This is a genomic window from Rhodococcus sp. DT1 (genome assembly GCF_049844875.1).
GTDB lineage: Bacteria > Actinomycetota > Actinomycetes > Mycobacteriales > Mycobacteriaceae > Rhodococcus.
In genome coordinates this window covers 99,723-124,685 of the sequence record NZ_JBNCLW010000002.1, presented here as the reverse complement: position 1 = coordinate 124,685, position 24,963 = coordinate 99,723, and the positions used below count along the sequence as shown (strand labels likewise).

The 24,963-nt window shown below is 67.8% G+C and carries 24 protein-coding genes; 8 read left to right on the top strand and 16 right to left on the bottom strand.

Annotated elements, in window-relative coordinates; translation table 11 throughout:
- Positions 1-10: 10 nt before the first annotated feature.
- From ACLQ3J_RS04900 to ACLQ3J_RS04885, 4 genes are read right to left on the bottom strand one after another with little or no spacing between them, the layout of a single operon-like run.
- Positions 11-484 carry a nitroreductase family deazaflavin-dependent oxidoreductase gene (locus ACLQ3J_RS04900; protein WP_422423561.1) on the bottom strand — a complete coding sequence of 158 codons (474 nt, stop codon included), beginning with the start codon at positions 482-484 and terminating at the stop codon, positions 11-13.
- A 4-nt stretch (positions 485-488) separates the two neighbouring features.
- Complete coding sequence (locus ACLQ3J_RS04895) at positions 489-1,361, bottom strand: alpha/beta fold hydrolase (RefSeq protein ID WP_378528201.1); 873 nt, start codon at positions 1,359-1,361, stop codon at positions 489-491.
- Positions 1,351-2,019, bottom strand: coding sequence for a TetR/AcrR family transcriptional regulator (locus ACLQ3J_RS04890; RefSeq protein ID WP_425902350.1), 669 nt, complete (start codon positions 2,017-2,019; stop codon positions 1,351-1,353). Before ACLQ3J_RS04890 ends, ACLQ3J_RS04895 begins: the two co-directional genes overlap by 11 nt.
- 2 nt (positions 2,020-2,021) lie before the next feature.
- Positions 2,022-3,839: an N-acyl-D-amino-acid deacylase family protein gene (locus tag ACLQ3J_RS04885; RefSeq protein WP_425902349.1), complete on the bottom strand. Its 1,818-nt coding sequence runs from the start codon at positions 3,837-3,839 to the stop codon at positions 2,022-2,024.
- Between the two features lie 92 nt (positions 3,840-3,931).
- Here ACLQ3J_RS04885 and ACLQ3J_RS04880 point away from each other — a divergent pair, with 92 nt between their 5' ends.
- Genes ACLQ3J_RS04880 through ACLQ3J_RS04865 form a run of 4 tightly spaced genes read left to right on the top strand, consistent with a single transcriptional unit; the run spans position 3,932 to position 7,071 of the window.
- Positions 3,932-5,005, top strand: a complete 1,074-nt coding sequence (locus ACLQ3J_RS04880; protein ID WP_425902348.1) for an alanine racemase — start codon at positions 3,932-3,934, stop codon at positions 5,003-5,005.
- Between the two features lie 31 nt (positions 5,006-5,036).
- The gene (locus ACLQ3J_RS04875; RefSeq protein ID WP_296550730.1) at positions 5,037-5,486 is read left to right on the top strand and encodes an FAS1-like dehydratase domain-containing protein; all 450 of its coding nucleotides are present in this window, start codon (positions 5,037-5,039) and stop codon (positions 5,484-5,486) included.
- Positions 5,483-5,920: a MaoC/PaaZ C-terminal domain-containing protein gene (locus tag ACLQ3J_RS04870; RefSeq protein WP_169651492.1), complete on the top strand. Its 438-nt coding sequence runs from the start codon at positions 5,483-5,485 to the stop codon at positions 5,918-5,920. Before ACLQ3J_RS04875 ends, ACLQ3J_RS04870 begins: the two co-directional genes overlap by 4 nt.
- A gap of 38 nt (positions 5,921-5,958) precedes the next feature.
- Entirely contained in the window at positions 5,959-7,071 is a 1,113-nt protein-coding gene (locus ACLQ3J_RS04865) for a PQQ-dependent sugar dehydrogenase (RefSeq protein WP_296550729.1), read from the top strand.
- Between the two features lie 6 nt (positions 7,072-7,077).
- Here the strand turns inward: ACLQ3J_RS04865 and ACLQ3J_RS04860 are convergent, their stop codons facing one another.
- From ACLQ3J_RS04860 to ACLQ3J_RS04850, 3 genes are read right to left on the bottom strand one after another with little or no spacing between them, the layout of a single operon-like run.
- Positions 7,078-7,530, bottom strand: coding sequence for a MaoC family dehydratase (locus ACLQ3J_RS04860; RefSeq protein WP_296550728.1), 453 nt, complete (start codon positions 7,528-7,530; stop codon positions 7,078-7,080).
- 29 nt (positions 7,531-7,559) lie between these two features.
- The gene (locus tag ACLQ3J_RS04855; RefSeq protein WP_378528199.1) at positions 7,560-8,306 is read right to left on the bottom strand and encodes a GntR family transcriptional regulator; all 747 of its coding nucleotides are present in this window, start codon (positions 8,304-8,306) and stop codon (positions 7,560-7,562) included.
- A 24-nt stretch (positions 8,307-8,330) separates the two neighbouring features.
- Positions 8,331-9,482 (bottom strand): acyl-CoA dehydrogenase family protein, encoded by a 1,152-nt coding sequence (locus ACLQ3J_RS04850; RefSeq protein ID WP_169622105.1) that lies wholly within the window; start codon positions 9,480-9,482, stop codon positions 8,331-8,333.
- A 295-nt stretch (positions 9,483-9,777) separates the two neighbouring features.
- Here ACLQ3J_RS04850 and ACLQ3J_RS04845 point away from each other — a divergent pair, with 295 nt between their 5' ends.
- Positions 9,778-10,779: a MaoC family dehydratase gene (locus ACLQ3J_RS04845; protein WP_425902347.1), complete on the top strand. Its 1,002-nt coding sequence runs from the start codon at positions 9,778-9,780 to the stop codon at positions 10,777-10,779.
- Positions 10,780-10,794: 15 nt separating this feature from the next.
- Here ACLQ3J_RS04845 and ACLQ3J_RS04840 read toward each other — a convergent pair whose 3' ends face one another.
- Positions 10,795-11,859 (bottom strand): enoyl-CoA hydratase/isomerase family protein, encoded by a 1,065-nt coding sequence (locus ACLQ3J_RS04840; RefSeq protein WP_425902739.1) that lies wholly within the window; start codon positions 11,857-11,859, stop codon positions 10,795-10,797.
- Positions 11,860-11,917: 58 nt separating this feature from the next.
- Between ACLQ3J_RS04840 and ACLQ3J_RS04835 the strand changes: the two genes are divergently transcribed.
- Together ACLQ3J_RS04835 and ACLQ3J_RS04830 are read left to right on the top strand one after the other, a co-directional pair.
- The gene (locus ACLQ3J_RS04835) at positions 11,918-13,141 is read left to right on the top strand and encodes a CoA transferase (protein ID WP_425902346.1); all 1,224 of its coding nucleotides are present in this window, start codon (positions 11,918-11,920) and stop codon (positions 13,139-13,141) included.
- Positions 13,138-14,529 carry an amidohydrolase family protein gene (locus ACLQ3J_RS04830; protein WP_425902345.1) on the top strand — a complete coding sequence of 464 codons (1,392 nt, stop codon included), beginning with the start codon at positions 13,138-13,140 and terminating at the stop codon, positions 14,527-14,529. Before ACLQ3J_RS04835 ends, ACLQ3J_RS04830 begins: the two co-directional genes overlap by 4 nt.
- A gap of 30 nt (positions 14,530-14,559) precedes the next feature.
- On the opposite strand, the gene ACLQ3J_RS04825 is transcribed toward ACLQ3J_RS04830, so the two are convergent.
- The 3 genes from ACLQ3J_RS04825 to ACLQ3J_RS04815 form a co-directional block, all read right to left on the bottom strand.
- Positions 14,560-15,651 (bottom strand): 2-oxoacid:ferredoxin oxidoreductase subunit beta, encoded by a 1,092-nt coding sequence (locus tag ACLQ3J_RS04825; protein WP_169651499.1) that lies wholly within the window; start codon positions 15,649-15,651, stop codon positions 14,560-14,562.
- Between the two features lie 29 nt (positions 15,652-15,680).
- Positions 15,681-17,588 carry a 2-oxoacid:acceptor oxidoreductase subunit alpha gene (locus tag ACLQ3J_RS04820; RefSeq protein WP_425902344.1) on the bottom strand — a complete coding sequence of 636 codons (1,908 nt, stop codon included), beginning with the start codon at positions 17,586-17,588 and terminating at the stop codon, positions 15,681-15,683.
- 139 nt (positions 17,589-17,727) lie between these two features.
- Positions 17,728-18,441 (bottom strand): dienelactone hydrolase family protein, encoded by a 714-nt coding sequence (locus ACLQ3J_RS04815; RefSeq protein ID WP_346765189.1) that lies wholly within the window; start codon positions 18,439-18,441, stop codon positions 17,728-17,730.
- Positions 18,442-18,654: 213 nt separating this feature from the next.
- Here ACLQ3J_RS04815 and ACLQ3J_RS04810 point away from each other — a divergent pair, with 213 nt between their 5' ends.
- Positions 18,655-19,347, top strand: coding sequence for an SDR family NAD(P)-dependent oxidoreductase (locus tag ACLQ3J_RS04810; RefSeq protein WP_169622098.1), 693 nt, complete (start codon positions 18,655-18,657; stop codon positions 19,345-19,347).
- A gap of 14 nt (positions 19,348-19,361) precedes the next feature.
- Here the strand turns inward: ACLQ3J_RS04810 and ACLQ3J_RS04805 are convergent, their stop codons facing one another.
- Genes ACLQ3J_RS04805 through ACLQ3J_RS04785 form a run of 5 tightly spaced genes read right to left on the bottom strand, consistent with a single transcriptional unit; the run spans position 19,362 to position 24,962 of the window.
- Positions 19,362-20,585 carry a CaiB/BaiF CoA transferase family protein gene (locus ACLQ3J_RS04805; protein ID WP_296550722.1) on the bottom strand — a complete coding sequence of 408 codons (1,224 nt, stop codon included), beginning with the start codon at positions 20,583-20,585 and terminating at the stop codon, positions 19,362-19,364.
- 27 nt (positions 20,586-20,612) lie between these two features.
- The gene (locus ACLQ3J_RS04800; protein WP_296550721.1) at positions 20,613-21,641 is read right to left on the bottom strand and encodes an acyl-CoA dehydrogenase family protein; all 1,029 of its coding nucleotides are present in this window, start codon (positions 21,639-21,641) and stop codon (positions 20,613-20,615) included.
- The gene (locus tag ACLQ3J_RS04795; RefSeq protein ID WP_169651519.1) at positions 21,638-22,783 is read right to left on the bottom strand and encodes an acyl-CoA dehydrogenase family protein; all 1,146 of its coding nucleotides are present in this window, start codon (positions 22,781-22,783) and stop codon (positions 21,638-21,640) included. Before ACLQ3J_RS04795 ends, ACLQ3J_RS04800 begins: the two co-directional genes overlap by 4 nt.
- A complete protein-coding gene (locus ACLQ3J_RS04790) occupies positions 22,780-23,400 on the bottom strand; it encodes a TetR/AcrR family transcriptional regulator (RefSeq protein WP_169651520.1) in 621 nt (206 codons plus the stop codon). Before ACLQ3J_RS04790 ends, ACLQ3J_RS04795 begins: the two co-directional genes overlap by 4 nt.
- The gene (locus ACLQ3J_RS04785; RefSeq protein WP_425902343.1) at positions 23,397-24,962 is read right to left on the bottom strand and encodes an AMP-binding protein; all 1,566 of its coding nucleotides are present in this window, start codon (positions 24,960-24,962) and stop codon (positions 23,397-23,399) included. Before ACLQ3J_RS04785 ends, ACLQ3J_RS04790 begins: the two co-directional genes overlap by 4 nt.
- Between the last annotated feature and the right edge of the window lies 1 nt (position 24,963).

Genomic DNA, 24,963 nt, shown 5'->3' with positions numbered 1-24,963 from the left:
GCGACTGCCCCTACCCGGTTTCCGGGGTCAGCACGAACACGGGCAGCGTCCGGTCGGTCCGGCGCGCGTACAGGTCGTAGTTGGGCCACGTCTTCAGCAACTCGGGCCACAACCGTTCGCGCTCTTCACCTTCGGCGACCCGCACCGACACCGGAGTCCGGTGACCCTCGAACAGCACGACCGCCTCGTCTGCCTCGCTCAGATTCAGCGCCCAGACCGGAGGCTTGGGGTGGCCCCAGTTCGAGCCGACGACGAGCCAGCCGCCGTCGTGCGGCACGCACAGCAGCGGAGTGGTGTGTGGCTCACCGGTTTTCCGTCCCCGCACCGTCAGCGCCAGCGACGGCAAGTCCGCGATCTTCAGGAGCGTGAACTTTCCACGGGTGACGCGCTGAATCGTCTTGTCCACGGCAATGATCGGGCGTGAGTAGTTCGGGAGCCAGGGCAGCGCACCGATCCGGATGGCGACCGGACGGAAGGGATTCACGGCGCTACCCTTCCCAGCCGGCCAGCACGGTACGTGCGGCGGTGACGACAGCCAGTGGCTGATCGATCATGGGATGGTGGCCCGCCGCAGGAAGTTCGACCATGAGAGTGTCCGGGCCGAGTTGCCGGCGGATCTTCGCAGCGAGCGCGTCGTCGACGATGCCGTGCTCGCTCCGGAAATAGGCCAGCCGCGATCGGGGCGTCATGTTCTCGAGGCTGCCGCGTCCCTCGCGACCCATCCGGAGATTGTCGAACTTCCACGACCACCCGCCTTCGACCTGCTTCAAGGATTCGCGAGCGATGTGTTCCAGGACGAAAGGCTCGGCTGTGTCCTGCGGTGGGACGAGGCGGAACCGCGCCACCGCCGCCTCCACCGACGGATACACCTTCGGCGGACCGGCATTCGCGGCGATCTTGGCTCGCATCTCGAGTTCTTCGGGAGTCATGTCGCGGATCGGGGAATCGAGGATGATCACACCCCCGAGCCGGTCGCCGTGGAAATGCGCGGTCGCGAAGGACACGATCCCGCCCATGCTGTGCCCGAGCAGCACCGGGCGTCCGGTTATCCCCCCTGCTGCCGCTGCGGCAAGCACCTCTGCGGACCACGCCTCCAGAGAGTAGTGCTCACGGTGGGTGCTGTCCCCGTGTCCGCTGAGATCGAGCGCGACCACTCGGCGTCCCCGGGCCAGTTGCGGTCCGATGTGGTCCCACCAGCCGGAATGCGCCATGCCGCCGTGCACGAGCACCACACCGGGGCCCCCCGCTTCACCCCACGCGCGATAGGCGATGGTCGCACCGTCGACATCGACGGTGCCCTTGTCGACGGGTGTCGCGAGAGCGTCGACAAACCAACCGGGAGCAGCTTCGTTATCGATCATCGTCCGAACTTATGCGAGATGTGACGCCGGTGAGCATTCGGGCCAGCATTTCGATTCGCGGATCCTCCAGTTCGGGCTGGGGATGCACGATCGACGACACCGCCTCGCCGTCGAACATGTGCACGAGCGAGAACAGGACCAGATCGAACTGCGCAGGCGGCAACCGATCTGCGACCGGCAGCGACCTGCCGAAGTCGGCGATCTGCGCGTGGTAGCGGGCGGCCATCGGAGAGAGGTGATCACGCAGTGCCGGATCGGTGCGGGCCGCGCCGAGAAGTTCGTACCACGCGGAATTCATCGGCGCCCGGCATGCGCGGCGCAACAACAGCAGGCAGGTACGCACCACGTCGACGGTGGTATCGGCACCGCTGCGTTCCTCGAGGCGGCCGAGCACCGCGAGTCCCGCCCGGAAGTTCACGAACTGGCGTTCGCTCACCTCTTCGGCAGCCGCGACCATCAGGCCGAGGCGCGTGGGGAAGTGCCGGAAAACCCCGCCCGACGACACTCCCGAACGACGGCACACCTCCCCGATGGTCGTGGAGGTGTAACCGCGTTCGGCGAGTGAGGCGATCGTCGCGTCGAGGATCCGGCCGATCGTTTCCTCGCGTCGTTCCTTCTGGGTGCGCCGGGGCAGACGCTCACCGTGCAGGACGGGCACTCCTACCCCACCGACGCCTCCGTCGTCCGTACCGGTGCGGGACCGCGCTCCTCCACACCCGCCTTCAGGAAGCGGCCGGTGCCGACGGTGCGCCCGTATCCGTCCACGAACTGCCCGTCACGGAAGACGACCGTGCCCGCCACAGCGGTCGCGGTGACCGCCCGGTCGTTGCGGTTGACCATCCGCCGCAGTCCGCCGAATTGTTCCAGCGGCGCTTCGTGATACCGGTCCGTGTCCTCGTCGAGGCCGGCGGGATCGATGACGACGAAGTCGGCACGGTCGCCGATCCGCAGATGTCCGGCGTCGATCCCGTAGAAGTCCGCGAGTTCTCCGGTGAGCTTGTGGACAGCGGTGTGCAAGGGCAACACCGGCTTTCCGCGTTGCTCACCTTCGTGGATTCGTCGCAGCAGGCAGATGCCGAAGTTGTAGAACGCCATGTTGCGCAGGTGTGCACCGGCGTCGGAGAAACCGAGGGTGATGCCTTCCGTCCGGATGAGCCGGTCGGCCACCGCGGGTCGATCGTTGGCGATCACGGTGTGCCAGCGGAATTCCCGGCCGTATTCCACGACGAGGTCGAGGAACGTGTCCACCGGGTGGAGCTTCCGTTCCCGCGCGACGTCACCGATGGACCGGCCGACGAGCGACTCGTCGGGGCATTCCACGATGCGGGTGTCGTCGAAGTCCCGGTGCCAGACCCTCGGCGAGAACTTCTTCTCGAAATCACGACGGAACCAGCGGCGATAGGCCTCGTCGCGCAGCAGGTCGTTGCGCCCCATCTCCTCCTGGAGATGCAGTGCCGCCCGCCCCGAACCGAACTCCTCGAATACGACGAGATCGATCCCGTCGGAATAGACCTCGAAGGTCGTCGGCAGGTGCTGCCAGCGGAACGCGCCCTTACCGATCTTGTTGGCCGCGTACGCGATCGGGCCGAAGATTCGATTGACCCACCGCTCCGCCTTGGTGTCGGCCGCTGCGAGGACGGAGGTCTTCATCGGCTTGCGCCCGAGTCCGGTGCTCGCCGCCGCGAAGAACGCCACGTCGTACTTCGTGTTGAGATTGGGGACGGCCTGCAGCACACGTCCACGCCTGCGCAGGATCCTGTGCAGGCGACGGAATTCCGACCACGAGGCATGCGTCGAGGGCAATGTGCGGGAGCGGTAGCGGTCGCCGTCCATCTTGTCCCACGGATTCGTCATCGTGGAGACGCCGAGGAAACCCGCGTCCAGAGCCTCCGATACCCGCGCGTCGATCGCGGCGAGTTCGTCGCGGGTCGGCCGATTGGCACCGTCCGTCGAACGCCCCAGACCCATCACCGAGGCACGGATGTCCGAGTGTCCGACGAATGCGGTGATGTTGGGGCCGAGCGGCAGTTCGTTGAGGGTATCGATGTACTCACGCGGCGAGTTCCACGTCTTGGAGCGCTCGAGTGCCGCGAGCACGTGTTCGCGGGGCAGCGCCTCCACGCGGCTGAACAGGTCGGCGGCGTCGACGGGCGGAACGTACACCGTGGAGATCGAGCAGTTTCCCATCAGCACCGTGGTGACGCCGTGTCGCACCGACTCGGGCAGACCCGGGCCGACGAGCACCTCGGCGTCGTAGTGCGTGTGCGTGTCGACGAAGCCCGGCATGACCCAGCGGCCGGCCGCCTCGACCACCTCGGTGCCGGCCCCGACGGGCAGGTCGTCCGACGTCACCGCAGCGACGACACCATCTCGGATACCGAGGTTGCGGACGGCTCCGGGCGAACCCGTTCCGTCGAACCACAGGCCGCCGCGCACGACGACATCGAAATCCTCGTTCTTGTGATCCACACCACTCATGCGGCCGAGTGTAACCCCAAATAGAGGTTGCGCACTCTCCAAATCCCGATGTGCTCCCCCGGGACCCCACTCACCCCCGATAGGCTGCGGAAATGACCTCGTTCCCCGACCTCGACGCGACTCCGGTTCTCGTCGTCGATACCGATGTCCTCGACCGCAACGTCACGCGGATGGCGCAGTCGGCCGACGCGCGCGGGCTTCACCTGCGACCGCACGTCAAGACACACAAGTGCGTCGAGATCGCTCGGCGTCAGCTCGCCGCGGGTGCCTGTGGGCTGACGGTGGCGACGGTGTCCGAGGCCGAGGTATTCGCGGACGCGGGTGCCGACGACCTCTTCGTGGCGTACCCCTTGTGGGTGGACGCCGCCCGCGGCGCGCGGCTTCGGGCACTCGCCGCACGCGTCCGGCTCACGGTCGGGGTCGAGTCCACCGCCGGCGTCCGGGCACTCGCGGCGCATGCCGGCACCGGCGTCGGCGTGCTCGTCGAGATCGACAGCGGGCATCACCGCACCGGAGTTCCTCCCGAGCGGGCCGGCGCCGTCGCCGCGTCCGCCCGCGACGAAGGCCTCGAGGTACACGGCGTCTTCACCTTTCCCGGTCACTCGTATGGTCCGGGCGTTCCGCCGGCGGCCGCCGCCGAAGAATCGGTTGCGCTCGCGGCCGCGGCCGCCTCGCTGCGCGCAGTGGGCATCGAACCGGCGGTGATCAGCGGCGGCTCCTCACCCACGGTGATGATCGAGGCCCCGACCGAAGCCACGGAATTGCGGCCGGGCGTATACGTCTTCGGCGATGCGCAGCAACTCGAACTCGAGGCGATCACCGAGCAAGACCTCGCGCTCACCGCGCTCGCGACGGTGGTCTCGGCACGCGGCGATGTCGTGGTCCTCGACGCCGGGAGCAAGATTCTCGGTGCCGACCGGGCGTCGTGGGCAACCGGATACGGCCGTATTCTGGGGACGCCCGATGCCCGGATCGTCGCGCTGTCCGAACACCACGCCACCGTGCAGTGGCCGGGTCACACCTCCCCGCCCGCGCTCGGTGAGCGGGTGCGAGTGGTGCCGAACCACGCATGCAACGCCGTGAACCTGGTCGACGAGTTGGTGGCGGTCTCCGGCGACGCGGTGGTCGGCAGGTGGCCGGTCGCAGCGCGGGGATGCACCACCTGACCCGTCCGCCGTTCACCGTTACGCTCCGTGGATGCCACCACTGAATCCCGACTTGAGCGGACGGGTCTTCCCTGCGACGTCGTATCTCGTCGGACGCGAGAAAATCCGCGAGTTCGCTCGTGCCGTGCGATCGAAGAACCCGATCCACCACGATGTCGATGCCGCTCGTGCCGCAGGTTTCGCGGACGTCGTCGCACCGACCACCTTCACCACCGTCGTCCAGAGCCCGGCGGTTGTGCAACTTCTGGAAACTCCGGGCACCGGCCTCGAGCTACATCGGACGGTGCACGGCTCGGAGAAGATCGAGTATCACCGCCCGATCGTCGCCGGCGACGAGCTGGCCACCACACTCACCATCACCGACGTCACCGAACGCGCCGGCAGTTCCATCCTCGCCACGGTGTGCGAGATCCGGGATACCGCCGGGGATCCGGTCGCCACGATCACATCGACACTGCTGCACCGGGGAGACGACGCATGACGCGGAGCACGGCACCACGTTTCGACGATCTCGAACTCGGGGCGATCGTCGCGAAGTCGGACCTGAAGGTGACTCGGGCGGATCTGGTTCGCTACGCGGGCGCGTCGGGCGACTTCAACCCGATCCACTTCGACGACGCGGTCGCCGCCGGGGAAGGCCTGCCCGGCGTGCTGTGCCAGGGAATGCTGACAGCGGCACTGGGACTGCAGGCCGTCGTCGACTGGGCCGGGGATCCGACCTCGGTGATCTCGTACGAAGCGCGCTTCACGCGGCCGGTCGTCGTCGACCCGCTGGACGGGGCCGACCTGTCGATCTCCGCGAAGGTCGCCCGCCTCGACGACGTGGAGCGTGTGGCACGCGTCGACATCACCGTGTCGGCAGCGGGCCGGACGGTCCTCGGGAAGACGCAAGCCCGCATCCGTTTCTCGTCCTGACCCGGCAGAATCGCGCGCGCCGCGAGAGGATGTACGACGTGACCAGAACTCTCCTGGCTCGGCTCGCCGTCACCGCTGTGGCGGTGCCCCTCGTGGCGTGCGCGTCGCCGTCCACTCCCGCGATCGACGAGGAACCCACCCGGGCGAGCACCGCCACGGCCGAGTCGCCGGCACCCGACGCGGGCGACCCGCGTGTCACCGGCACCGTCGCATCCGGGCTCGAGACTCCGTGGGGGATCGCGTTCCTGCCCGGCGGTTCCGCGCTGGTGACCGAACGGGACTCGGGGCGGGTACTCGATATCGCCCCCGACGGCACCGTCCGCGAGGTGGGCCGCATCGGCGATGTGGTCGCGCAGGGTGAATCGGGGTTGCTCGGCATCGCGGTCTCCCCAACCTTCGACGCCGACGGCCTCGTCTTCCTGTACGCGACGACCGGCGCGGACAACCGCATCCTGCGCGCCGTCTACGACGGCACGGCCCTGTCGGAACCGTCCGTGATCGTCGACGGCATTCCCGCGGCCCGGATCCACGACGGCGGACGGCTGGTCTTCGGTCCGGACGGCATGTTGTACGCCGCGACGGGTGAAGCCGGTGACGCCGAACTCGCTCAGGACCCCGCGTCGCTCGGCGGCAAGATCCTCAGGATCACGCCGGACGGCGCGCCCGCTCCGGGCAACCCCGATCCCGCATCGCCGGTCTATTCGCTCGGCCACCGCAACGTGCAAGGACTCGCGTTCGACGGACCGGGTCGTCTGTGGGCATCGGAGTTCGGCCAGAACGACGTCGACGAGCTGAATCTCGTCACGCCCGGAGCGAACTACGGCTGGCCCGACGTGGAAGGGACCGGCGGCGCTCCGGAGTTCGTCGACCCCGTCACGACCTGGCCGGTATCCGACGCCTCCCCGTCCGGGCTCGCCTTCGCCGACGACCGGCTCTGGATGGCAGCCCTCCGCGGAGAAAGACTGTGGAGCATCACGATCCGGCCGGACGACACGGTGGACGCGCGGGAATTCTTCGTCGGCGAGTACGGACGGCTCAGGACCGTCGCCGCCGCGCCGGACGGTTCGCTGTGGTTGACCACCTCGAACCGCGACGGTCGCGGGCAGCCCGGCGACGACGACGATCGCATCCTGCGCGTCGAAATATCCTGAGACGGATCAGGGAACGAGTACGACGACCGTTTCGGCGACCAGCGCCGGCTTGGTTCCGCCCTCGACCTCGACGGTGTAGTTCACCACCAGATTCGCGCCTTTCGCGGTGCGTTCGAGCGACGTGAACTCGGCGCCGGCACGAATCCTCGAACCGACGGGCACCGGAGCGGGGAAACGCACCTTGTTCGCGCCGTAATTGATCTTCATCGTCACGCCGTCGAGTGAGAAGATCTTCGCGCCGAGGACCGGCAGCAGCGACAAGGTCAGATACCCGTGTGCGATCGTCGTGCCGTACGGGCCGTTCTTCGCCTTGTCCGGATCGACGTGGATCCACTGGTGATCACCGGTGGCGTCGGCGAACAGGTTCACGCGCTCCTGGGTGATCTCCATCCACTCACTGTGGCCGAGGTCCTCCCCGACCGCCTTCTCGACCTCGTCGATTCCGTGGAAAACTCGCATTTGTGCTCCTGTTCGGGTAGTTGTGGCGGTCAATGCCCGGTCCGCCTGAGGGTGACGCGATACGTGTAGTGCTCCGGCAGAAAGTAACTCACCGACAGCTCCGCCGGTAGTCCCTCGGCGTTCGAGTACAGGCGGTCCACTCTCAGCAGCGGATGCCCTACCGCACAGTTCAACTCGGCCGCGACCTGCTCGGATGCCGATGCCACGGTGATCGACTGTGCGGCTTCGACGATCGGGCTGTCGAGATGAGGCTCGAGCAGGCCGATCACGGTGTTACGGCTCGACGCGCCCGCCCGCAACGCCGGTGCGTCCAGCACGTGCGCCGCGATCTCGTCGGGGAGATGAATGGTGGTGAGCACGAAAGGGGTGGCCCCGTGCACCCGCCGGAGCACGACCGAATAGAGCAGATCGGTGTCGAGCCGCAACCGGCTCGCCGCATCGATGTCGACTCCCCTGTGTAGCGGGGTGACGATCTCCATGACGGTGTCGGCGGACAACGCGAGGAGGTCCTCGATCGACCCGAGTTGCCGCCGGTAACGCCTGCCCGACTCGTCCGCGAACGTGCCACGCCCCGGGACGCGGTAGACGATGCCGTCCGCCACGAGATCCTGGAACGCACGCCGAACCGTCTGCCTGCTCACCCGGTGCTGCTCGGCCAATTCGGCTTCGGTAGGCAGGCGCGTCCCGTTGCTGTACCGGCCGGCTTCCACCTCGTCCCGTAGCCGACGGGCGAGCTGCGCGTAGGCCGGTTCCGTCCCTCGTGCTCTGCCGTCCATGACCGCCGATCCCGGTGGTACCGGTCAGATTCCGCCGCGGGCCACGAGTTGGCTCGCGATCACGTTGCGCTGGATCTCGTTGGTCCCCTCACCGACGATCATCAGGGGTGCGTCACGGAAGTAGCGTTCGACGTCGTACTCGGTCGAGTACCCGTAACCCCCGTGGATGCGCACCGCGTTCAGGGCGATCTCCATCGCAATCTCCGAGCAGTACAGCTTCGCCATGCCTGCTTCCATGTCGCATCGTTCGCCGCTGTCGTACTTTTCCGCCGCATAGCGGGTGAGTTGCCGAGCTGCGGTCAGTTTGGTGGCCATGTCGGCGAGGTAGTTGCCGATCGACTGGTGTTTCCAGATGGGCACCCCGAAGCTCTCGCGATGTTGCGCATAGGCCAGCGAATCCTCGAGTGCCGCGGCCGCAACACCGAGCGCGCGGGAGGCGACCTGCAGACGGCCGGTCTCGAGGCCCTTCATCATGTGTCCGAAACCTTTGCCCGGGTCGCCTCCGAGGATCGCCTCGGCCGGAATCCGGTAGTTGTCGAAGCTCAGTTCGCACGACTCGACGCCCTTGTAGCCGAGTTTCGGCAGATCCCGTGAGACCGTCAGGCCGGGGCCGTGTTCGACGAGAACGACGGAGATGCCCTTGTGCCGCGGGGTGGCCTGCGGATCGGTCTTGCACAACAGCGCGATCAGCCCCGCACGTCGCGCATTGGTGATCCAGGTCTTCGCGCCGTTGATCACCAGATCGTCGCCGTCGCGCTTCGCGGTGGTCGTCATCGCCTGGAGGTCGGAGCCACCGCCCGGTTCGGTGAGCGCCATCGTCGCGCGGATCTCTCCGGTGGCAAGCTTGGGCAGGTACCTGCGCTTCTGCTCCTCGGTGCCGTACAGCGCAAGCAGTTTCGCCACGACCGTGTGGCCGCCCATCGCGCCCGCAAGACTCATCCAGCCGCGCGAGAGTTCCTCGGTCACCTGCACGTAGCAGGGCATCGACACCGGGGATCCGCCGTACTCCTCGGGTACCGCGAGGCCGTAGATGCCGATCTGCTTCATCTGCTCGATCCAGCGTTCCGGGTACTCGTTGGCGTGCTCGACTTCCTGCACGGTGGGCTTGACCTCGCGGTCGACGAAGTCGCGGACCGTCTCGATCAGAAAAGTCTCTTCGTCGTTCAGAGTGCTCACGCGGATCCTTCGATCGGTGCCGGGTGGCGACCCGACCAAACTTTGTACGGCCATTTTGTTGACCACGCGTAGCCGTGTCAATGCCTGCCCCTTCGAATCCGCCCGAAATTCCAGAGTTTTCAGCAATACGTGTGGCTGCATCTGCCTATAACTCTGGCGCAGCACCCCACAATGGCCGTACATTCACCGCGTTCCCCGCTGTCCCGAAATCCACGAGGTTCTCCGTGACGTCCGAGCCACACTCTTCCGGCGGCGAGCAGCGCCCGTCGCACCCTGTCGAAAGCCGGAGCCTGACATGACCACGAATCCCGTTTCTGTCGGCGGCCCATATTTCGACGAACTCACCGTCGGCCGCGTCTTCGACACCGCACCCGCAGTCACCCTCACCGACGGACTCGCGGCGACCCACCAAGCGATCCTCGGCGACCGGTTCCGTCTTCCCCTCGACCGGCACCTCTCGACCGCGGTCGCGGGCGGCGCTCTCGCACACGCCGGTTTCGTCACCGACATCGCGATCGGCCAGTCGACGCTGGTGACGCACCACGTCAAGGCCAACCTGTTCTACCGAGGATTGCGTTTCCACCGATTCCCCTTCATCGGCGACACGCTCTACACGACCACCGAAGTAGTGGGCCTGAAAGAGAATTCGGCGAAGCCGGGTCGTCGACCCACCGGCCTGGCGGCGCTGCGCGTGAACACCGTGGACCAGGACGGCAGGACAGTGCTCGATTTCTACCGATGTGCGATGCTGCCGTTGAGCGAGACTCCAGATCCCGGCCGGATCGTCCACGCGGAAGACCTGTCCGTAATCGGACCTCGGGACCAGCCGATCTGGTCCTCACCCGGCAACTGGGACCTCGATCTGTATCGGAGTCGAGTTCCCGGAACCCATTTCGATCCCGCGCTCGCCGGCGCCGTGCTGCGATCGAGTGGAGACGTCGTGTCCGGTGCACCCGAACTCGCGCGCCTGAGCCTGAATATCGCTGCGACACACCATGACGAGCGTGTCGGGTCGGCGGGGCGACTGGTGTACGGCGGGCACACGATCGGGATCGCACTGTCCCAGGCGACGCGTGCACTGCCGAATATGGTGACCGTGCTCGGGTGGCGGTCGTGCGACCACACCGGTCCCGTGCACGAGGGCGACACCCTCACCAGCGACCTGCACGTCGAGTCCGCCGAACCGCTCCCACAGGGCGGAGGTGTGCTCGCACTGCGCTCTCTCGTGTACGCACACCGTGCGGCCACCGAGCCGGCGCCCGTCCTGGATTGGCGTTTCACCGTCCTCATGGCCTGACCGGTCGCGGACGGGTCAGTCGGCGCGGATCTCGTCGATCAAGCCCCACGCCAACGCGCGATCCGCGTCCAGCGGCAGCGCCGTGACGAACAGATGCATCGCGCGCCACCGCCCGATGCGACGGGGGATGCTCACCGTGCCGCCTGCTCCGGGGATCAGCCCCATCGACACTTCGGGAAGGCGGAACACCGTCGCCGGATGGGCCACCACTCTGCCCGCGAACGCCGGAATCTCGATGCCGGCACCGACGCAGTGACCGTGCAGACGCACCTCGATCCGGTCTGCGAGCTGCGCGACGACTCGTCCCGCGCCCCCGCGGGTACGGATCAGGTGCGCGGTCGCCGCGTCAGGGGTGCGCCCGAACTCGTCGAGGTCTCCGCCCGCGCAGAACGACGGTCCCGCGCCGTCGAGCACGACACGCTCGATGCTCTCGTCCACCAGCGGCAACCGGAGCGCGTCGACCAATGCGTCGCGCAACTGCGTGCCGTACGCGTTGCGCCGTTCCGGGCGATTGAGCGTCACGTGCAGCGTCACGCCGTCGCGCACGAGGAGCACGGGATCCCCGGACGCGGGCGGGGGCAGCGGGCGGAGTCCCCGGTCGTCGAGCCACCGGGCGAACTCGGGTCCGCTCTGCAGCGTGGAATATCCCAGTGACTCGACATCGAGCGCGCCGGATACCGCAAGGGTGTCGGCGGTGCGCAACACCTGCCGCAACACCAGCACCGCGAGCGGATTCTTCGTGACGGCGTCGAGCACGGTTGCGGCGCTCGCGCCGGGATCGGGCGTGCCGACCACCGTCGTCGCGACCGGATCGGGGCCGGTGGCATATGTGAGGTCGAGCGCGCCGAGCAATGGGGACAAGGCGCCGGAATCGAGCGGCATCGTCGCCCGGCCGACCAGCAGTCGATCGGACATCGCGGCCCGGTGAGCCGCCCGCTCGAGCACCGACGCGGGGACATCGTCGAGGTCGACGATCAGCATCGGACGGTCGGCCGCGCCCCCGTCCGCGAAGAAAGGCTCGTCGGCTGCCCCGTCCGCGAGATCGGCAACGGAAATCGTGACGGCTGTCGTCGGGTCCATATGTTGTGCCTTCACGCTCGACTCCGGCCCCCTCGCGATGGAATGTAGCATCACGCTCATGTCCTCCTCTTCCGCCGGCGACCCGGTCAGGGACTGGGCGGAGAGCGGAATTGCTTCTCTCACGGGGAGAGTCGACGGCCCTCCCTTGATCCCACCGGGCCGGGCGGCAACCACGGCGAGGGAACTGACGGCACGGATCGCGTCCGCGACCGCCGGATCGGTACAACTGGACGGCGCCCACCTGCTGTCCGAGCGTGCCGCGTTCACCGGCGCCCGCAGGGCCGGCGCCACGTCGGTGGGCGGAGCGTGCCGGCTGTTGCCCACCGCAGACGGCTGGGCAGCGGTGTCGTGCGCACGTCCCGGCGACCCCCTGCTCCTGGGCGCCCTCGTCGGCGCCGACGTAGCCGACGATCCGTGGCCCGCCGTCACGGCGTGGGTCGCCGGCCACACCGGCGCCGAACTCGCCGACCGCGCGGAACTGCTCGGCATCGCCGCCGGACCGGTGACGCCGCCCACCGGTACGCCGCCCGTACCACTGGAACCACGGCAGGTCGACGGACTGCTCGTCGTCGATTTCAGCGCTCTGTGGGCCGGTCCGCTGTGCGCTCACGTGCTGGGACTGGCGGGGGCGCGCGTCGTGAAGGTCGAGACGCCCGACCGGCCCGACGGAGCACGACGCGGCAACTACGAGTTCTATCGCTTGCTGCACGGCGGCCACGAGTCGGTGGTGCTGGACCCGTCCGACGACCGGCAACGCCGGGAACTGGCTGCCCTGGTCGATGCTGCGGACATCGTCGTCGAGGCGTCGCGTCCCCGCGCCCTCGCCGGTTTCGGGCTCGACGCCGAAACAGTGGTGGCGCGCGGCGGCACGTGGGTGTCGATCACCGCGCACGGTCGCGGGTCGATGCGCGTCGGCTTCGGTGACGATGTCGCCGCGAGCGCCGGATTGCTCGCCCACGACGCTCACGGTCCGGTCTTCGTGGGCGATGCGCTGGCCGATCCCCTCACCGGCCTGACCGCCGCAACCCTTGCACTGTCGGCCCCCGCAGACGGGTCCGGTGTGCTGTGGGACGTGTCGATGTCGGCCGTCGTCGCGGCGACTCTGAACGCATCGCATTCTCCTGCACCGCAGGCATATCGGCGCGGCGGCCGGTGGTGGGTGGACACGGGTCCGGCCCCCGTGGAGATCGTCCCACCGCGCCCACGCGAACCGCACGGGGAAGCCGCTCGCTCGGGACGGGACACCGCACAGCTACTGGGCGAACTGGGGATCCGGCGATGACGCCGCTGATGCTGCGCGATGTCGAACTCGGCGGCGTTCCCGGTTCGGCAGTGGTGATCCGGGACGGGGTGATCGCCGAGGTGGGGGTCGGACTCGAACCGACCGGGAACATCGACGTGATCGACGGCGCCGGCGGAGCACTCGTACCGGGCCTGCACGACCACCACATCCACCTGCACGCAACGGCTGCCGAACGGTCGTCGGTGCGCTGCGGACCCCCGCATGTTCGTACCCCCGACGACCTCGCACGAGTGCTGCGGACGGCACCGGGTGACTCGGTCCGTGGAGTCGGATACTTCGAATCCGTAGCGGGGGAGCTCGATTCCGAGGCTCTCGACCGGATGCACGCGCGGCGCCCTGTGCGGGTGCAGCATCGCAGCGGCGCGCTCTGGGTCCTGAACTCCGCGGCCGCGGCGCTCGCCGGACTCGACGCCGCCGACCATCCCGGCGTCGAACGGTACGGCGACGGGCGCCCGACGGGACGCGTGTGGCGGGCCGATACGTGGCTACGCGACCGGTTGCCGCCGACCGCGCCACCCCCGCTCGACGCGATCGGCGCTCAGCTCGCGGCGTACGGGATCACCGGTCTCACCGACGCGACACCGGACCTGTCACCGAGTTCGCTCGCGGCTCTGGTGGGCGCGCACGGTGGCGGTGCGCTCCCTCAGCGCCTGCATCTTCTCGGTGCACCGTCCGGATTCGTCTCCCCCAGCGGCACTCTGACCACCGGTCCCTACAAGATCGTGCTCGCGGATTCCGGGCTCCCCGACCTCGACGTGCTCGCCGAGACGATCCGGGACGTGCACGCCGCCGGACGCGGGGTCGCGGTGCACTGTGTGAGCAGAGAAGCGTTCGCAATCCTGCTCGCCGCCTTCACCGAGGTGGGTGCCCGTCCCGGCGACCGGATCGAGCACGGCGCTCTCATACCCCCCGAATCGATCGACGATCTGCGCCGGCTCGGCGTGCGGGTCGTGTCGCAGCCCGGGTTCCTCTCCGATCGTGGCGACAGCTACCTGCGCGACGTGGATCCCCGGGACCGCGGCGACCTGTATCGATGCCGCAGCCTGCTCGACGCGGGCGTACCTCTCGCGCTGTCGAGCGACGCCCCGTACGGGCCGCTCGACCCGTGGGCCATCATCGCAGCCGCCACGACACGGACGACGGAGTCGGGTGCGGTCCTCAGCCACTCCGAGATTCTCGATCCTTCCCAGGCGCTCGCCGGGTTCCTCTCGGCCGCAGACGATCCGGGCGGGAATCCGAGGACGATCCGGATCGGGCAACCCGGAGATGTAGTGCTCCTCCACGCTCCTCTCGCCGACGTTCTCTCGGCGCCGTCGTCATCAGCGGTGCGCACCACCGTCATCGGCGGCCGTGTCGTGCACGGATGACGCCGGAAGGCGCGGGGAGTCGTCAGGTCGTCAGGACACGGTCCAGGTGTGGGGACCGTCGAGGAGTTGCTGGAGGTCTGCCGGCGCTTCGGCTTTCGCCCGCGCCACCTGGTCGCGCGCACCGTCGTCGTATGCCGGCCGCTGTCCTGCTCGCACTATTCCGGTAACCGTGTACTCGAGGTTCTGGTCCGACAGTCGCGACAGGGCGTAGGCGTACTCGAGGTCCTCGGTGTGCGCATCGTGGACCACGATGTCGCCGGGGTCCACCTCGGCGCGCTGCGCCACCCGCAGACCGAAACCGCGGCGCACGACGCACAGTTCGTCGTCGGTTCCGAAGATGATCGGTTCGCCGTGCCGCACGTGGATCAACCGGGAGCCGGCGCCGTCCTTCCGGAGCACGTCGAACGAACCGTCGTTGAAGATCGGGCAGTCCTGCAAAATCTCGACGAACGCCGCGCCCCGGTGATGCGCCGCGGCGCGCAGCACCTCCGTCAATCCCTCCCGGTCCGAATCCAGCGCGCGGGCAACGAAACTCGCGTCCGCTCCGAGTGCCAGCGACATCGTGTTGAACGGGGCGTCGACCGAGCCCATCGGTGTGGACTTGGTGACCTTGCCGACCTCGGAGGTCGGTGAGTACTGCCCCTTGGTCAGTCCGTAGATCCTGTTGTTGAACAACAGGATCCGCATGTTCACATTGCGGCGTAACGCGTGGATCAGGTGGTTGCCGCCGATCGACAGCGCGTCGCCGTCACCGGTGACCACCCACACCGACAGGTCGGGCCGGGTGACGGCCAGTCCGGTGGCCAGTGTCGGCGCGCGGCCGTGGATGGAATGCACGCCGTAGGTGTCGAGGTAGTACGGGAACCTCGACGAACATCCGATACCCGACACGAAGACGATGTTCTCCCTCGCGAGCCCCAACTGCGGCAGCATGCTGCGCACGGTCGCGAGGATGACGTAGTCGCCGCATCCGGGACACCACCGGACCTCCTGGTCGGTGGTGAAGTCCTTCGCCTTCTGTGGCACGTCGGTGCGGGGTACATGGGCGAGGCCACTGAGACCCAGATCCCTGCCGACCGCGCCGGTCTCGTGGGCCGTGCCGTTGTGCATCGTTCCCGTCATCTGTCGGATCTCCGATCTTCGGTGGCGCGTCAGCGTGTCACGGCTGCCGCCACCGCGGCTGGGGTCTTTGCGGATTCGGCGCTGCGCAGTCCGTCCTCGAACTCGTCGAGCAGCGCCTCGTGGAGTTCGTCGGCGAGGAACGCCATGCCGGCAACTTTGGTCACCGGCTGGATGTCCGCGTCGTACCGTGCCCGAAGCAACATGGACAGCTGACCGAGGTTCATCTCCGGTACCAGTACCCGCCGGTACCGGGCGAGCACGTCACCGAGGTTCGCGGGCATCGGGTTGAGATGACGAAGGTGTGCCCGCGCGACCGGACGGCCCCCGCGACGTGCCCGGCGGACGGCCTCCCCGATAGGTCCGTACGACGAACCCCAGCCGAGGACCAGGATGTCCGCGTCGTCGCCAGGATCGTCGACCTCGAGATCGGGTACGGCGATACCCGCGATGCGGGCGACCCGAACCCGGGTCATCAGTTCGTGATTGGTGTGGTGGTACGAGATGTCGCCGGTGCCGTTGGCCTTCTCGAGACCGCCGATGCGGTGTTCCCGCCCCGGGGTACCCGGGATCGCCCAGTCTCGGGCAAGCGTCTCCGGATCCCGCGCGTAGGGCAGATGACCGGGGCCTTCCTCCCCCGGCGGTGTCGCAAATCCGGGTTCGATCGCGGGGAGGTCCGCGGCGTCGGGAATGCGCCACGGCTCGGACCCGTTCGCGATGGCGCCGTCGGACAGCAGCAGCACCGGTGTCCGGTAGGTGACGGCGATGCGCGCTGCTTCCCGTGCCGCCTCGAAGCAGTCGGACGGGGACTGCGGCGCGACGACGGCGACCGGAGATTCCCCGTTGCGGCCGAAGATCGCCTGGAGCAGGTCGGCCTGCTCGGTCTTGGTGGGCAGGCCCGTCGAGGGCCCACCGCGCTGCACGTCGATGACGATCAACGGCAGTTCGGTCATCACGGCCAGTCCGATGGCTTCCGACTTCAGAGCAAGACCCGGTCCCGACGTACTCGTCACCCCGAGAGAACCGCCGTACGACGCGCCGATCGCAGCACCGATCCCCGCGATCTCGTCCTCGGCCTGGAAGGTGTGCACACCGAACCGCTTGAGTTTGCTCAGTTCGTGCAGGATGTCGGACGCCGGGGTGATCGGATAGGTCCCGAGGAACACGTCCATCCCCGCGGACCGTCCGGCCGAGACGAGGCCGTACGCAAGCGCGGTGTTTCCGGTGATCTGCCGGTATCGCCCGGGCGGTAACGCGGCTTTGCCCACCTCGTAGGTGGTGGCGAACGCCTCGGTGGTCTCGCCGTAGTTCCATCCCGCGCGCAGCGCCAGGACATTGGCCTGCGCGATGTCCGGCTTCGCGGCGAACTTGCGCTCGAGGAAGTCCTCGACGGGGGCCAGTGGACGCCCGTACATCCACGACAACACTCCGAGCGCGAACATGTTCTTGGCGCGGTGGGCGTCCTTCTTCCCCACACCGGACGGCTCGACCGCGCCCGCGGTGAGGGTGCTCATGGGGATCGCGTGAACCACGAACGGCTCGACGAGGTCGGTCTCGAGCGGGTTGGCGTCGTAGCCGACCTTGCTCAGATTGCGCCTGGTGAACTCGTCGCTGTTGACGATGAGGATCCCACCCGCAGGCAGGTCGCCGAGGTTGGACTTCAGGGCAGCCGGATTCATCGCGACGAGCACGTCGGGCCGGTCCCCCGCGGTGAGGACGTCGTAGTCGGCGATCTGGATCTGGAAGCTCGAGACGCCGTGCAGTGTGCCCTGGGGTGCGCGAATCTCGGCGGGGAAGTTGGGCTGGGTGGCGAGGTCGTTGCCGAACGCGGCGGCCTCGGCGGTGAATCTGTCACCGGCGAGTTGCATCCCGTCGCCGGAGTCACCCGCGATGCGGATGACGACTTGTTCCAACTTCCTCGCGGTCGGTCTCGACGTCATACGGTCGGCTCCTTCTTCCCCCGGCGTGCGCTGGGGGTCGGGTGTGCTCCATGGTCGTCCTCCGGCGCATTTCCGCAACCCGTTCCCGGAACTTTCTCGTCCGTGCCGCCCCGAACCGTGCGTCGGCCGACCGCGCGGCTCAGCCGAGCGTGGTATCGGCGACGAAGCGCAGGACCTGCGGCCAGGAGAGCGCGTAGGCGTCCGCATTGACCTGATTGCCGTGCCGTGACCGCACGCTGAAGCCGTGTTCGGCACCGGGATAGACATGGATGATGGTTGCCCCGGTTCGGCGCTGCTGGAGCGCCTGCTGCAGGTCGCGGAAGATCTCTGCGGACATCACGGTGTCGGCGCCGGCGTGCAGCACCATGACCGGCGCGGTGATCGTCGAGGCCTGGTCGACCGCGTCGAGGGTGTGGTTCGGCGGAGCCGAGTCCCAGATGGAGGGGTGGTACGCGACCACAGCGGCGGGCCGCTCGTCGCGTGCGGCGAGGAGCAGCGCGAGACGTCCCCCGAGGCACCACCCGATCACGCCGATCTTCGACACGCCCAGCTCGTCGACGGCATAGTCCAGCAGCGTTCCCATCTCGGCGAGGGACGCCTCGTCGTCGAGTCGGCCCATCATCTCGGCGAGCCGGTCGTGCGGGGTGTCGTCGGCGCTCGGCCCGTGCCACGGGTCCCACACGAGCGCCGTGGCCCCGGCGCGCGCGATGTCCTCGGCGTATTCGCGGACCTGGGCGCCGATACCGGTGATCATCGGCAGGAGCAGCATCGCGCCGGTGCTGCCTCCGGCGGGACGGGCCAGGTAGGCGCGCAGTTCTCCGACGTGGAGGAAGTTCGCTTCGATGTCGGTCACGGGTGGGTCCCTTCGTGGCGGTCGGGCCGGAACTCCGGCCCGTGACGATCTTCGTACGGGGGCCGGGCCGATGCCGATCCCATTCGCCGGAAAAATTTGGAGAATTCCATTTCCGTTTGCGATAGTGTGGCTCTCATCACCTCGGCGACCGATGCCGAGAGTACTTCGGAGCCTCATGGCGACCGAGCGAACCTGTCAGGAAGGGGCGGTGGCATGACTCGCACCGTATTGGTCAGTGGCGGCACCGGCGGTCTCGGAGCAGCCGTGACGAAACACCTGCTCGATACCGGGTGGCGAGTGGTGGTGCCCTGGCTCGTGCGCGAAGAACTCAGCCGCGTCGGTACCCACCCCAACCTGCATCTCGTGCAGGCGAACCTCACCGACGACCAGCAACTCGAAGATGCGCTGGCGGTGGCCGGGGAAGATCCGGACGCGCCGCTGTTCGGCGTCGTCAACCTCGTCGGTGGATTCGCCTCGGGTCCGAAGGTCCACGAGACACCCATCGAGGTCCTCGACTCCCAGCTCGACCTCAACCTGCGGACCGCGTACGCGGTCAGCCAGGCAGCGCTGCCCCACCTGATCCGTCGCGGCGGTGGATCGATCGTCTGCATCTCCACCGCCGCGACGCGCAGCCCGTTCCCGGGCGGCGCGTCCTACATCGCGTCGAAGGCCGCCGTCTCCGCTCTCGTCGAGACGATGGCACTCGAGTACCGCGAAGACCACATCCGGGTCAACGCCTTGCTGCCCGTCGTGATCGACACACCCGCCAACCGCGCGGCGATGCCCGACGCCGATACCAGCAAGTGGTCGCAGCCGGCCGACGTCGCCAAGGTGATCGAGTTCCTGATCTCCGACGCGGGTTCGCCCGTCACGGGTGCGCTGATCCCTGTCACGAACGTCGGCTGACGGCTCAGGCACCGTCAGCCGACGATCCCCGCGTCGCGCAGCCCCCTGATCTGTTCGTCCGTCAGCCCGAGTCCGGCGAGAACCGTGTCGGTGTGCTGGCCGAGTGCGGGGACCGGGCGCATCGGCAGCTCGACATCCCGGAAGTTCATCGGCGGCAGGAGCCCTCGCACCACGCCCGCTTCGGTTTCCACCTCACGCCATCGATCCCGGGCGGTGACCTGCGGGTGTTCGATGAGTCCGCGCAGGTCCCGCAGCTGAGCCGCGGGAATGCCGGCCGCCGCGAGCTTCTCGTCCAGGTCGGCGCTCGCGAAACAGCTCGTCGCGTCACCGACCAGTTTGTCGACCTCGTGGCGGCGGCGTACACGTTCGACGTTCGTGGAATACCTCGGATCGTGTGCCAGTTCGGGCATTCCCAGCACCTCGGTCACCAACGTCCGCCACCCGCGGTCGTTCTGCACACCGATGAGGATCTCGCCGTCCGACGTGGGGTACTTGTCGTAAGGGGCAATCGACGTGTGCGCCAGGCCCATGCGGGGAACCTGCCGGTCCTGGTACATCTGCAGGTACATCGGGTAGCCCAGCCACTCCGCCGTCGCATCGAACATCGACACGTCGATCGTCGCGCCGACCCCCGTGCGATGCCTGCGCAGCAGAGCCGCCTGGATCGCGGTCAACGCGTACATTCCGGCCGCGATGTCCGACGTCGGGATTCCCGTCTTCACAGCCGTCTCGGGCGTCCCCGTGATCGAGCACAGGCCGGTCTCCGATTGGACCAGCAGGTCATAGGCCTTACGGTCGCGCATCGGCCCCTCGGCGCCGTACCCGGACATGTTCACCACGACCAGTTCCGGGTGGCCGGCCCGGAGCATGTCGGCGCCGAGTCCGAGACGTTCGGCGGCGCCGGGCGCGAGATTCTGGAGGAACACGTCCGCACCGGCGATCAGTGACGTGACGGCGTCGATACCGGCCGGGGACTTCAGATCCACCGCGAACGACTCCTTGCCGCGGTTGAGCCAGACGAAATGCGCGGCGAGGCCTAGCACCGCACTGTCGTAGTCGCGCGCGAAATCGCCGTCGCCCACCCGTTCGACCTTCACCACCCGGGCGCCCAGATCCGCCAGGTGCCGGGTAGCGAGAGGTGCCGCGACGGCCTGCTCGAGGCTCACCACCGTCAGCCCTTCGAGCGGCAGTTCGGCCGCTGCCCCCGCGTGTGACGGGTCCGGTCGATTCTTCGTCACGGGGACGTCCTTTCGTGGGGCCACGCGTCAGCCGGTGGGACCGTCGGTGACGAGCGGCCAGAGTTCGTCCGAGCCGACCGCAGTGCACAGGATCTCCGCGTCCCAGGACGCCACCGTTCCGAACTCACTGCGCCAGGAGAGGATTCGGTTTGCGTGGCGGTGCAGTTCGTGCTCCATCGTGAAGCCGATCGCGCCCAGAGCCTGATGCGCGTTCCGCACGATCACCGCTGCCGCGTGTCCGCTGCACGACGCCGCGGCAGCAATGGCGAACCGGGTCCGGGCGCTGTCGAATCCGTGGTCGACCACAGCGTCGACAGCGGCATCGGTGGCGGCACGGGCGAGCGCTGATTCCGCGGCGAGGTCGGCGACCAGCGCCTGGACCGCCTGGAACTTTCCGATGGCGCGGCCGAATTGCACGCGCGCGCTGGTGTGCTCGACGACGAGTTCGAGGATTCTGTCCATCGCACCGACCGACGCGAGGACCCGGATGAGTGCGCCTCGATACCGGAACTCCTCGACGAGTGTCCGGGGTACCTCGATACCGGACAACTCGGAGGTCTCCACCTGGATGTGGTCGCGTGGTTCGCTCGCCAGGTTCACCGATTCGGTCAGTTCGAGGTCAGCGCGGGCAACCTCCGCGACCCGCCAGGACGCGTCGGCGTCCGGCCACAGTACGACGACCGTGTCGGCGAACCGTGCCCACGGCACGTGCCGGGCGCTCCCGTTCTCGTCGAGTACGGCTGCCGTGCGGACCGCCGGACCGACACCGAGACCGGCCTGTTCGAGCAACCACCCTGCGAGCAAGTCGTTCTCTCCCACCGGTACCGCGGCCGCGGAAGCACCCGCGGCACCGAGAAGCAGCGCCGCCTCGGCCCAGCCCGCGCCGCTGCCACCGTCGGTTTCGCTCCCGGTCAATCGGTCGAGACCGAGTTCGCCGAGGGTCTGCCACAGCGGGCGGTCGAATTCGACGACCTCTCCGATGCGGTGGTCGTCCCCGGCGGTGAACACCTCGGAGAGCATCTGCGCGAAATCGCGCAATTCGGGGGACTCCGTCATCGCATTCCCAATCCTCGTGCGATGACCCCGCGCAGGATCTCGCTGGTTCCGCCGCGCAGCGTGAAGCCCGGCCGTTGCATGACGCCGGCCCGGACGAGCCGGCGGAGCTGGTCGTCGGATGCGGTGTAGCCCGCGATCTCGTCGGCGAGGTCGGCGAGATCTCCCTCCGTCTTGGTACCCAGCACCTTGACCACCGACGCCGCGAGTTCCGCATTCTCACCACGCTCGAGTGATTCCGACACCGCGGTGGACATGTGGTGCAGGCCCACCATGCGCGCGATCGTGGCACCGATCCTGGTGTCGGGCTCGAGAACACAGTCGGCAACGGACCGTACGAGACCGTCCAGCACACCGAAGGTGGACAGGAACCGTTCCGGCCCGCTCCGTTCGTACCCGAGTTCGCTCGTCACCTGTTCCCAGCCTGCGCCGACCGTCCCGAGCACGAGATCGTCGGGGACGAAGACGTCGTCGAGGAGCACCTCGTTGAAGTGGTGGTCGCCGGACATCGACATGATCGGCCGGATCGTCACGCCGGGGGAGTCGAGCAGGACGATGAACTGGCTCAGACCGTCGTGGCGGTGGGCAGGGTCGAGCGGGGCGGAGCGCGCCAGCGCGAAGAACGCATCGGCGTGGTGGGCGCCCGAGGTCCACAGTTTGGTTCCGCTGAGCTTCCAGCCGCCGTCGACCTGCGTCGCTTTCGTCTTGACACCGGCGAGGTCGGAACCCGAGTCGGGCTCGGACATGCCGATGGCCCAGCAGATCTCACCCGCTGCGATCCCGGGGAGAAACCGCTGCTTCTGTTCCTCCGTGCCGTATTTCAGCAACGACGGCGCCGCCTGGCGGTCGGCCACCCAGTGCGCCGCCACCGGAGCACCGACCGCAAGAAGTTCCTCCGTGACGACGAACCGCTCCATGAACGTCCGGCCGTGGCCCCCGTACTCGACCGGAATGGTCATGCCGACCCATCCCTGCGCGGCAAGGCTGCGGGAGAACTCGGTGTTCCACCGCGTCAGCCACGTGTCGACACCGGGCGTGAACGTCCCCGCGTCGACCTGTTCCTTCAGGAACGCCCGGACGCGTGCGCGCAGTTCGGACAGTGCGGCATCCTCGGGTCCGGCTTTCGGCACCAATCGTGTGCTCATCGTCCATCTCTTCCATTGCTCGCCGGCACCGGAACACCGCCCGGGCACAGCAGATTCAAGGACAGTTCCGCGTATCGTTCCGCGATCACCTGCGGTGTATCCGGACCTGTGGGGTCGTACCAGTTCGCGATCGCGGACGTCATCGCCAGGATCGACCGGCGGCAGTCGTCGGGGTAGCGGGTCGTGAACACACCCTCCTCGATTCCGGCGTCGATGATGTCCCGGATCCGGCGTCGCCCGGCCCGTCGTCGTTCCTCGTACAGTCGCGCGCCTTCCGGTTCGAGGTTACGCACCTCGGTGGCGATCATCCGGGCATGATCGGGAAACTGCGTACGGAACGCGACGTTACCCCGCACGAAAGCGCGCAGTTGCTCTGTCGCATCGTCACCGGACTCGGCGAGTTCGGCATCGCACACGGCGTCGTACGTGTCCACACCGTCCATCAGCGTGGCGAGAAGCAACTCCTGTTTGTTCTTGTAGTGGTAGTACAGCGCCGACAGGCTGACACCGGCCTCGTGCGCGATCGTGCGAATCGACGACGAGCCGTACCCGTTCCGAACGAACTCCCTCCGGCCGGCTTCGATGAATATCCGTTGCTTCGCCGACGGTGCTCTCACGACGGGACCCCGGAGTCGCCGTACCTCGCGATGAGGTCGCGGAGTTCACCTTTGACCATCTTTCCGGTCGGTGTGCGCGGAAGCCCGCCCACGACGCGAACCTGCCTCGGGCACTTGAAGCGAGACAATCGTTCCCGGCAGAACTCGAGGATCTCGCGCTCCGGATCGTCACTGTCCACCACGTCCGAAAGCTGCACGAACGCCTCGACGCGCTCGCCGAGATCGGCATCGGGCACGCCTACGACCGCGACGTCGTGAACGAGGGGGTGCAGCGCCAGAACGCTCTCGACTTCCTGCGGATAGATATTGACGCCGCCCGAGATGATCGTGAAGTTCTCCCGACCGGTGAGGAACAGGACATCGTCGTCGTCCAGGTATCCGAGATCACCTGTTGTAAACCAGGATTCCCGGAACGGGTGTCGGGCGGACGCGGTCTTGACCGGGTCTTTGTGGTATTCGAAGGAGAAGTCCCGGCGCTCGAAGTACACCGTCCCGATCTCTCCTGCCGGGAGCACCCGACCGGCTTCGTCGCAGATCCGGGCGAGGCCCAGAGTGCCCGGTCCCCCGGTCCGGCCGACACATCCGGGTTTACGGAGCCACTCCTGCGGGGTGACCACCGTACTGCCGATCGCCTCGGTCGCGGAATAGTACTCGTACACGATCTCACCCCACCACCGCATGAGTTCCTGTTTGACCTCGACCGGGCACGGCGCCGCGGAGTGGAGCGCATACCGCATCGACGACAGGTCGTACCGGTCACGCACCTCGCGTGGGAGTTTCAGCAGCCGCACGAAATGAGTGGGAACCCATTGACTGTGGGTGACTCGATAGCGCTCGATGCAGTCGAGTGCGAGTTCCGGTTCGAACCGTTCCATGAGCACTACGGTCCCCCCGAGCGCCTGGGTCGACACGCTGTAGCGCAAGGGTGCCGAGTGGTAGATCGGCGCAGGCGAGAGGTACACCGAGTCTTCGCCGAAGCCGAAGCCGCGCACCGTCTTCAGGAGCGGCGGACCGGGCTCGTCCTCGATCCGGGCGCCGGTGAGCGGAGGCTTGATTCCCTTCGGCCTCCCGGTGGTACCCGAGGAATACAGCATGTCGCTGCCACGCGGCTGATCCGCCGGTGGTTCGGTGGGCAATCCCGCAATTTCGTCCTCGTACACGAGGTGCCCCGTGATCGGACCGGAGAAGGCGAGCCGGTGCGCCACTTTGGGCGTGAGCGCGACGATCTCTTCGGCGAGTGTTGCGAGTGGCGCCGAGACCGCCAGTACCGTTGCGTCACAGTCGTCGACGATGTACCCGGCCTCCGCGGCGGACAGATGCGAGTTGACGAACGTGATGTATGCCCCGGATCGCAATGCTCCCCAGTACAGTTCGAATACCGAGGCGTCGTTGACCGACAACACGGCGATATGATCGCCGGCTCCGACACCGTGGGCGCGGAGCCAATGCGCGAACCGGACCGATGAGTCCTCGAGCTGACGGTAGGTGATCGTCCGGCCCGTCGCGACCTCGTGCACGGCGGGCCGATCCGGTTCCGCGGCTGCGTATCGGCCCGGATACATC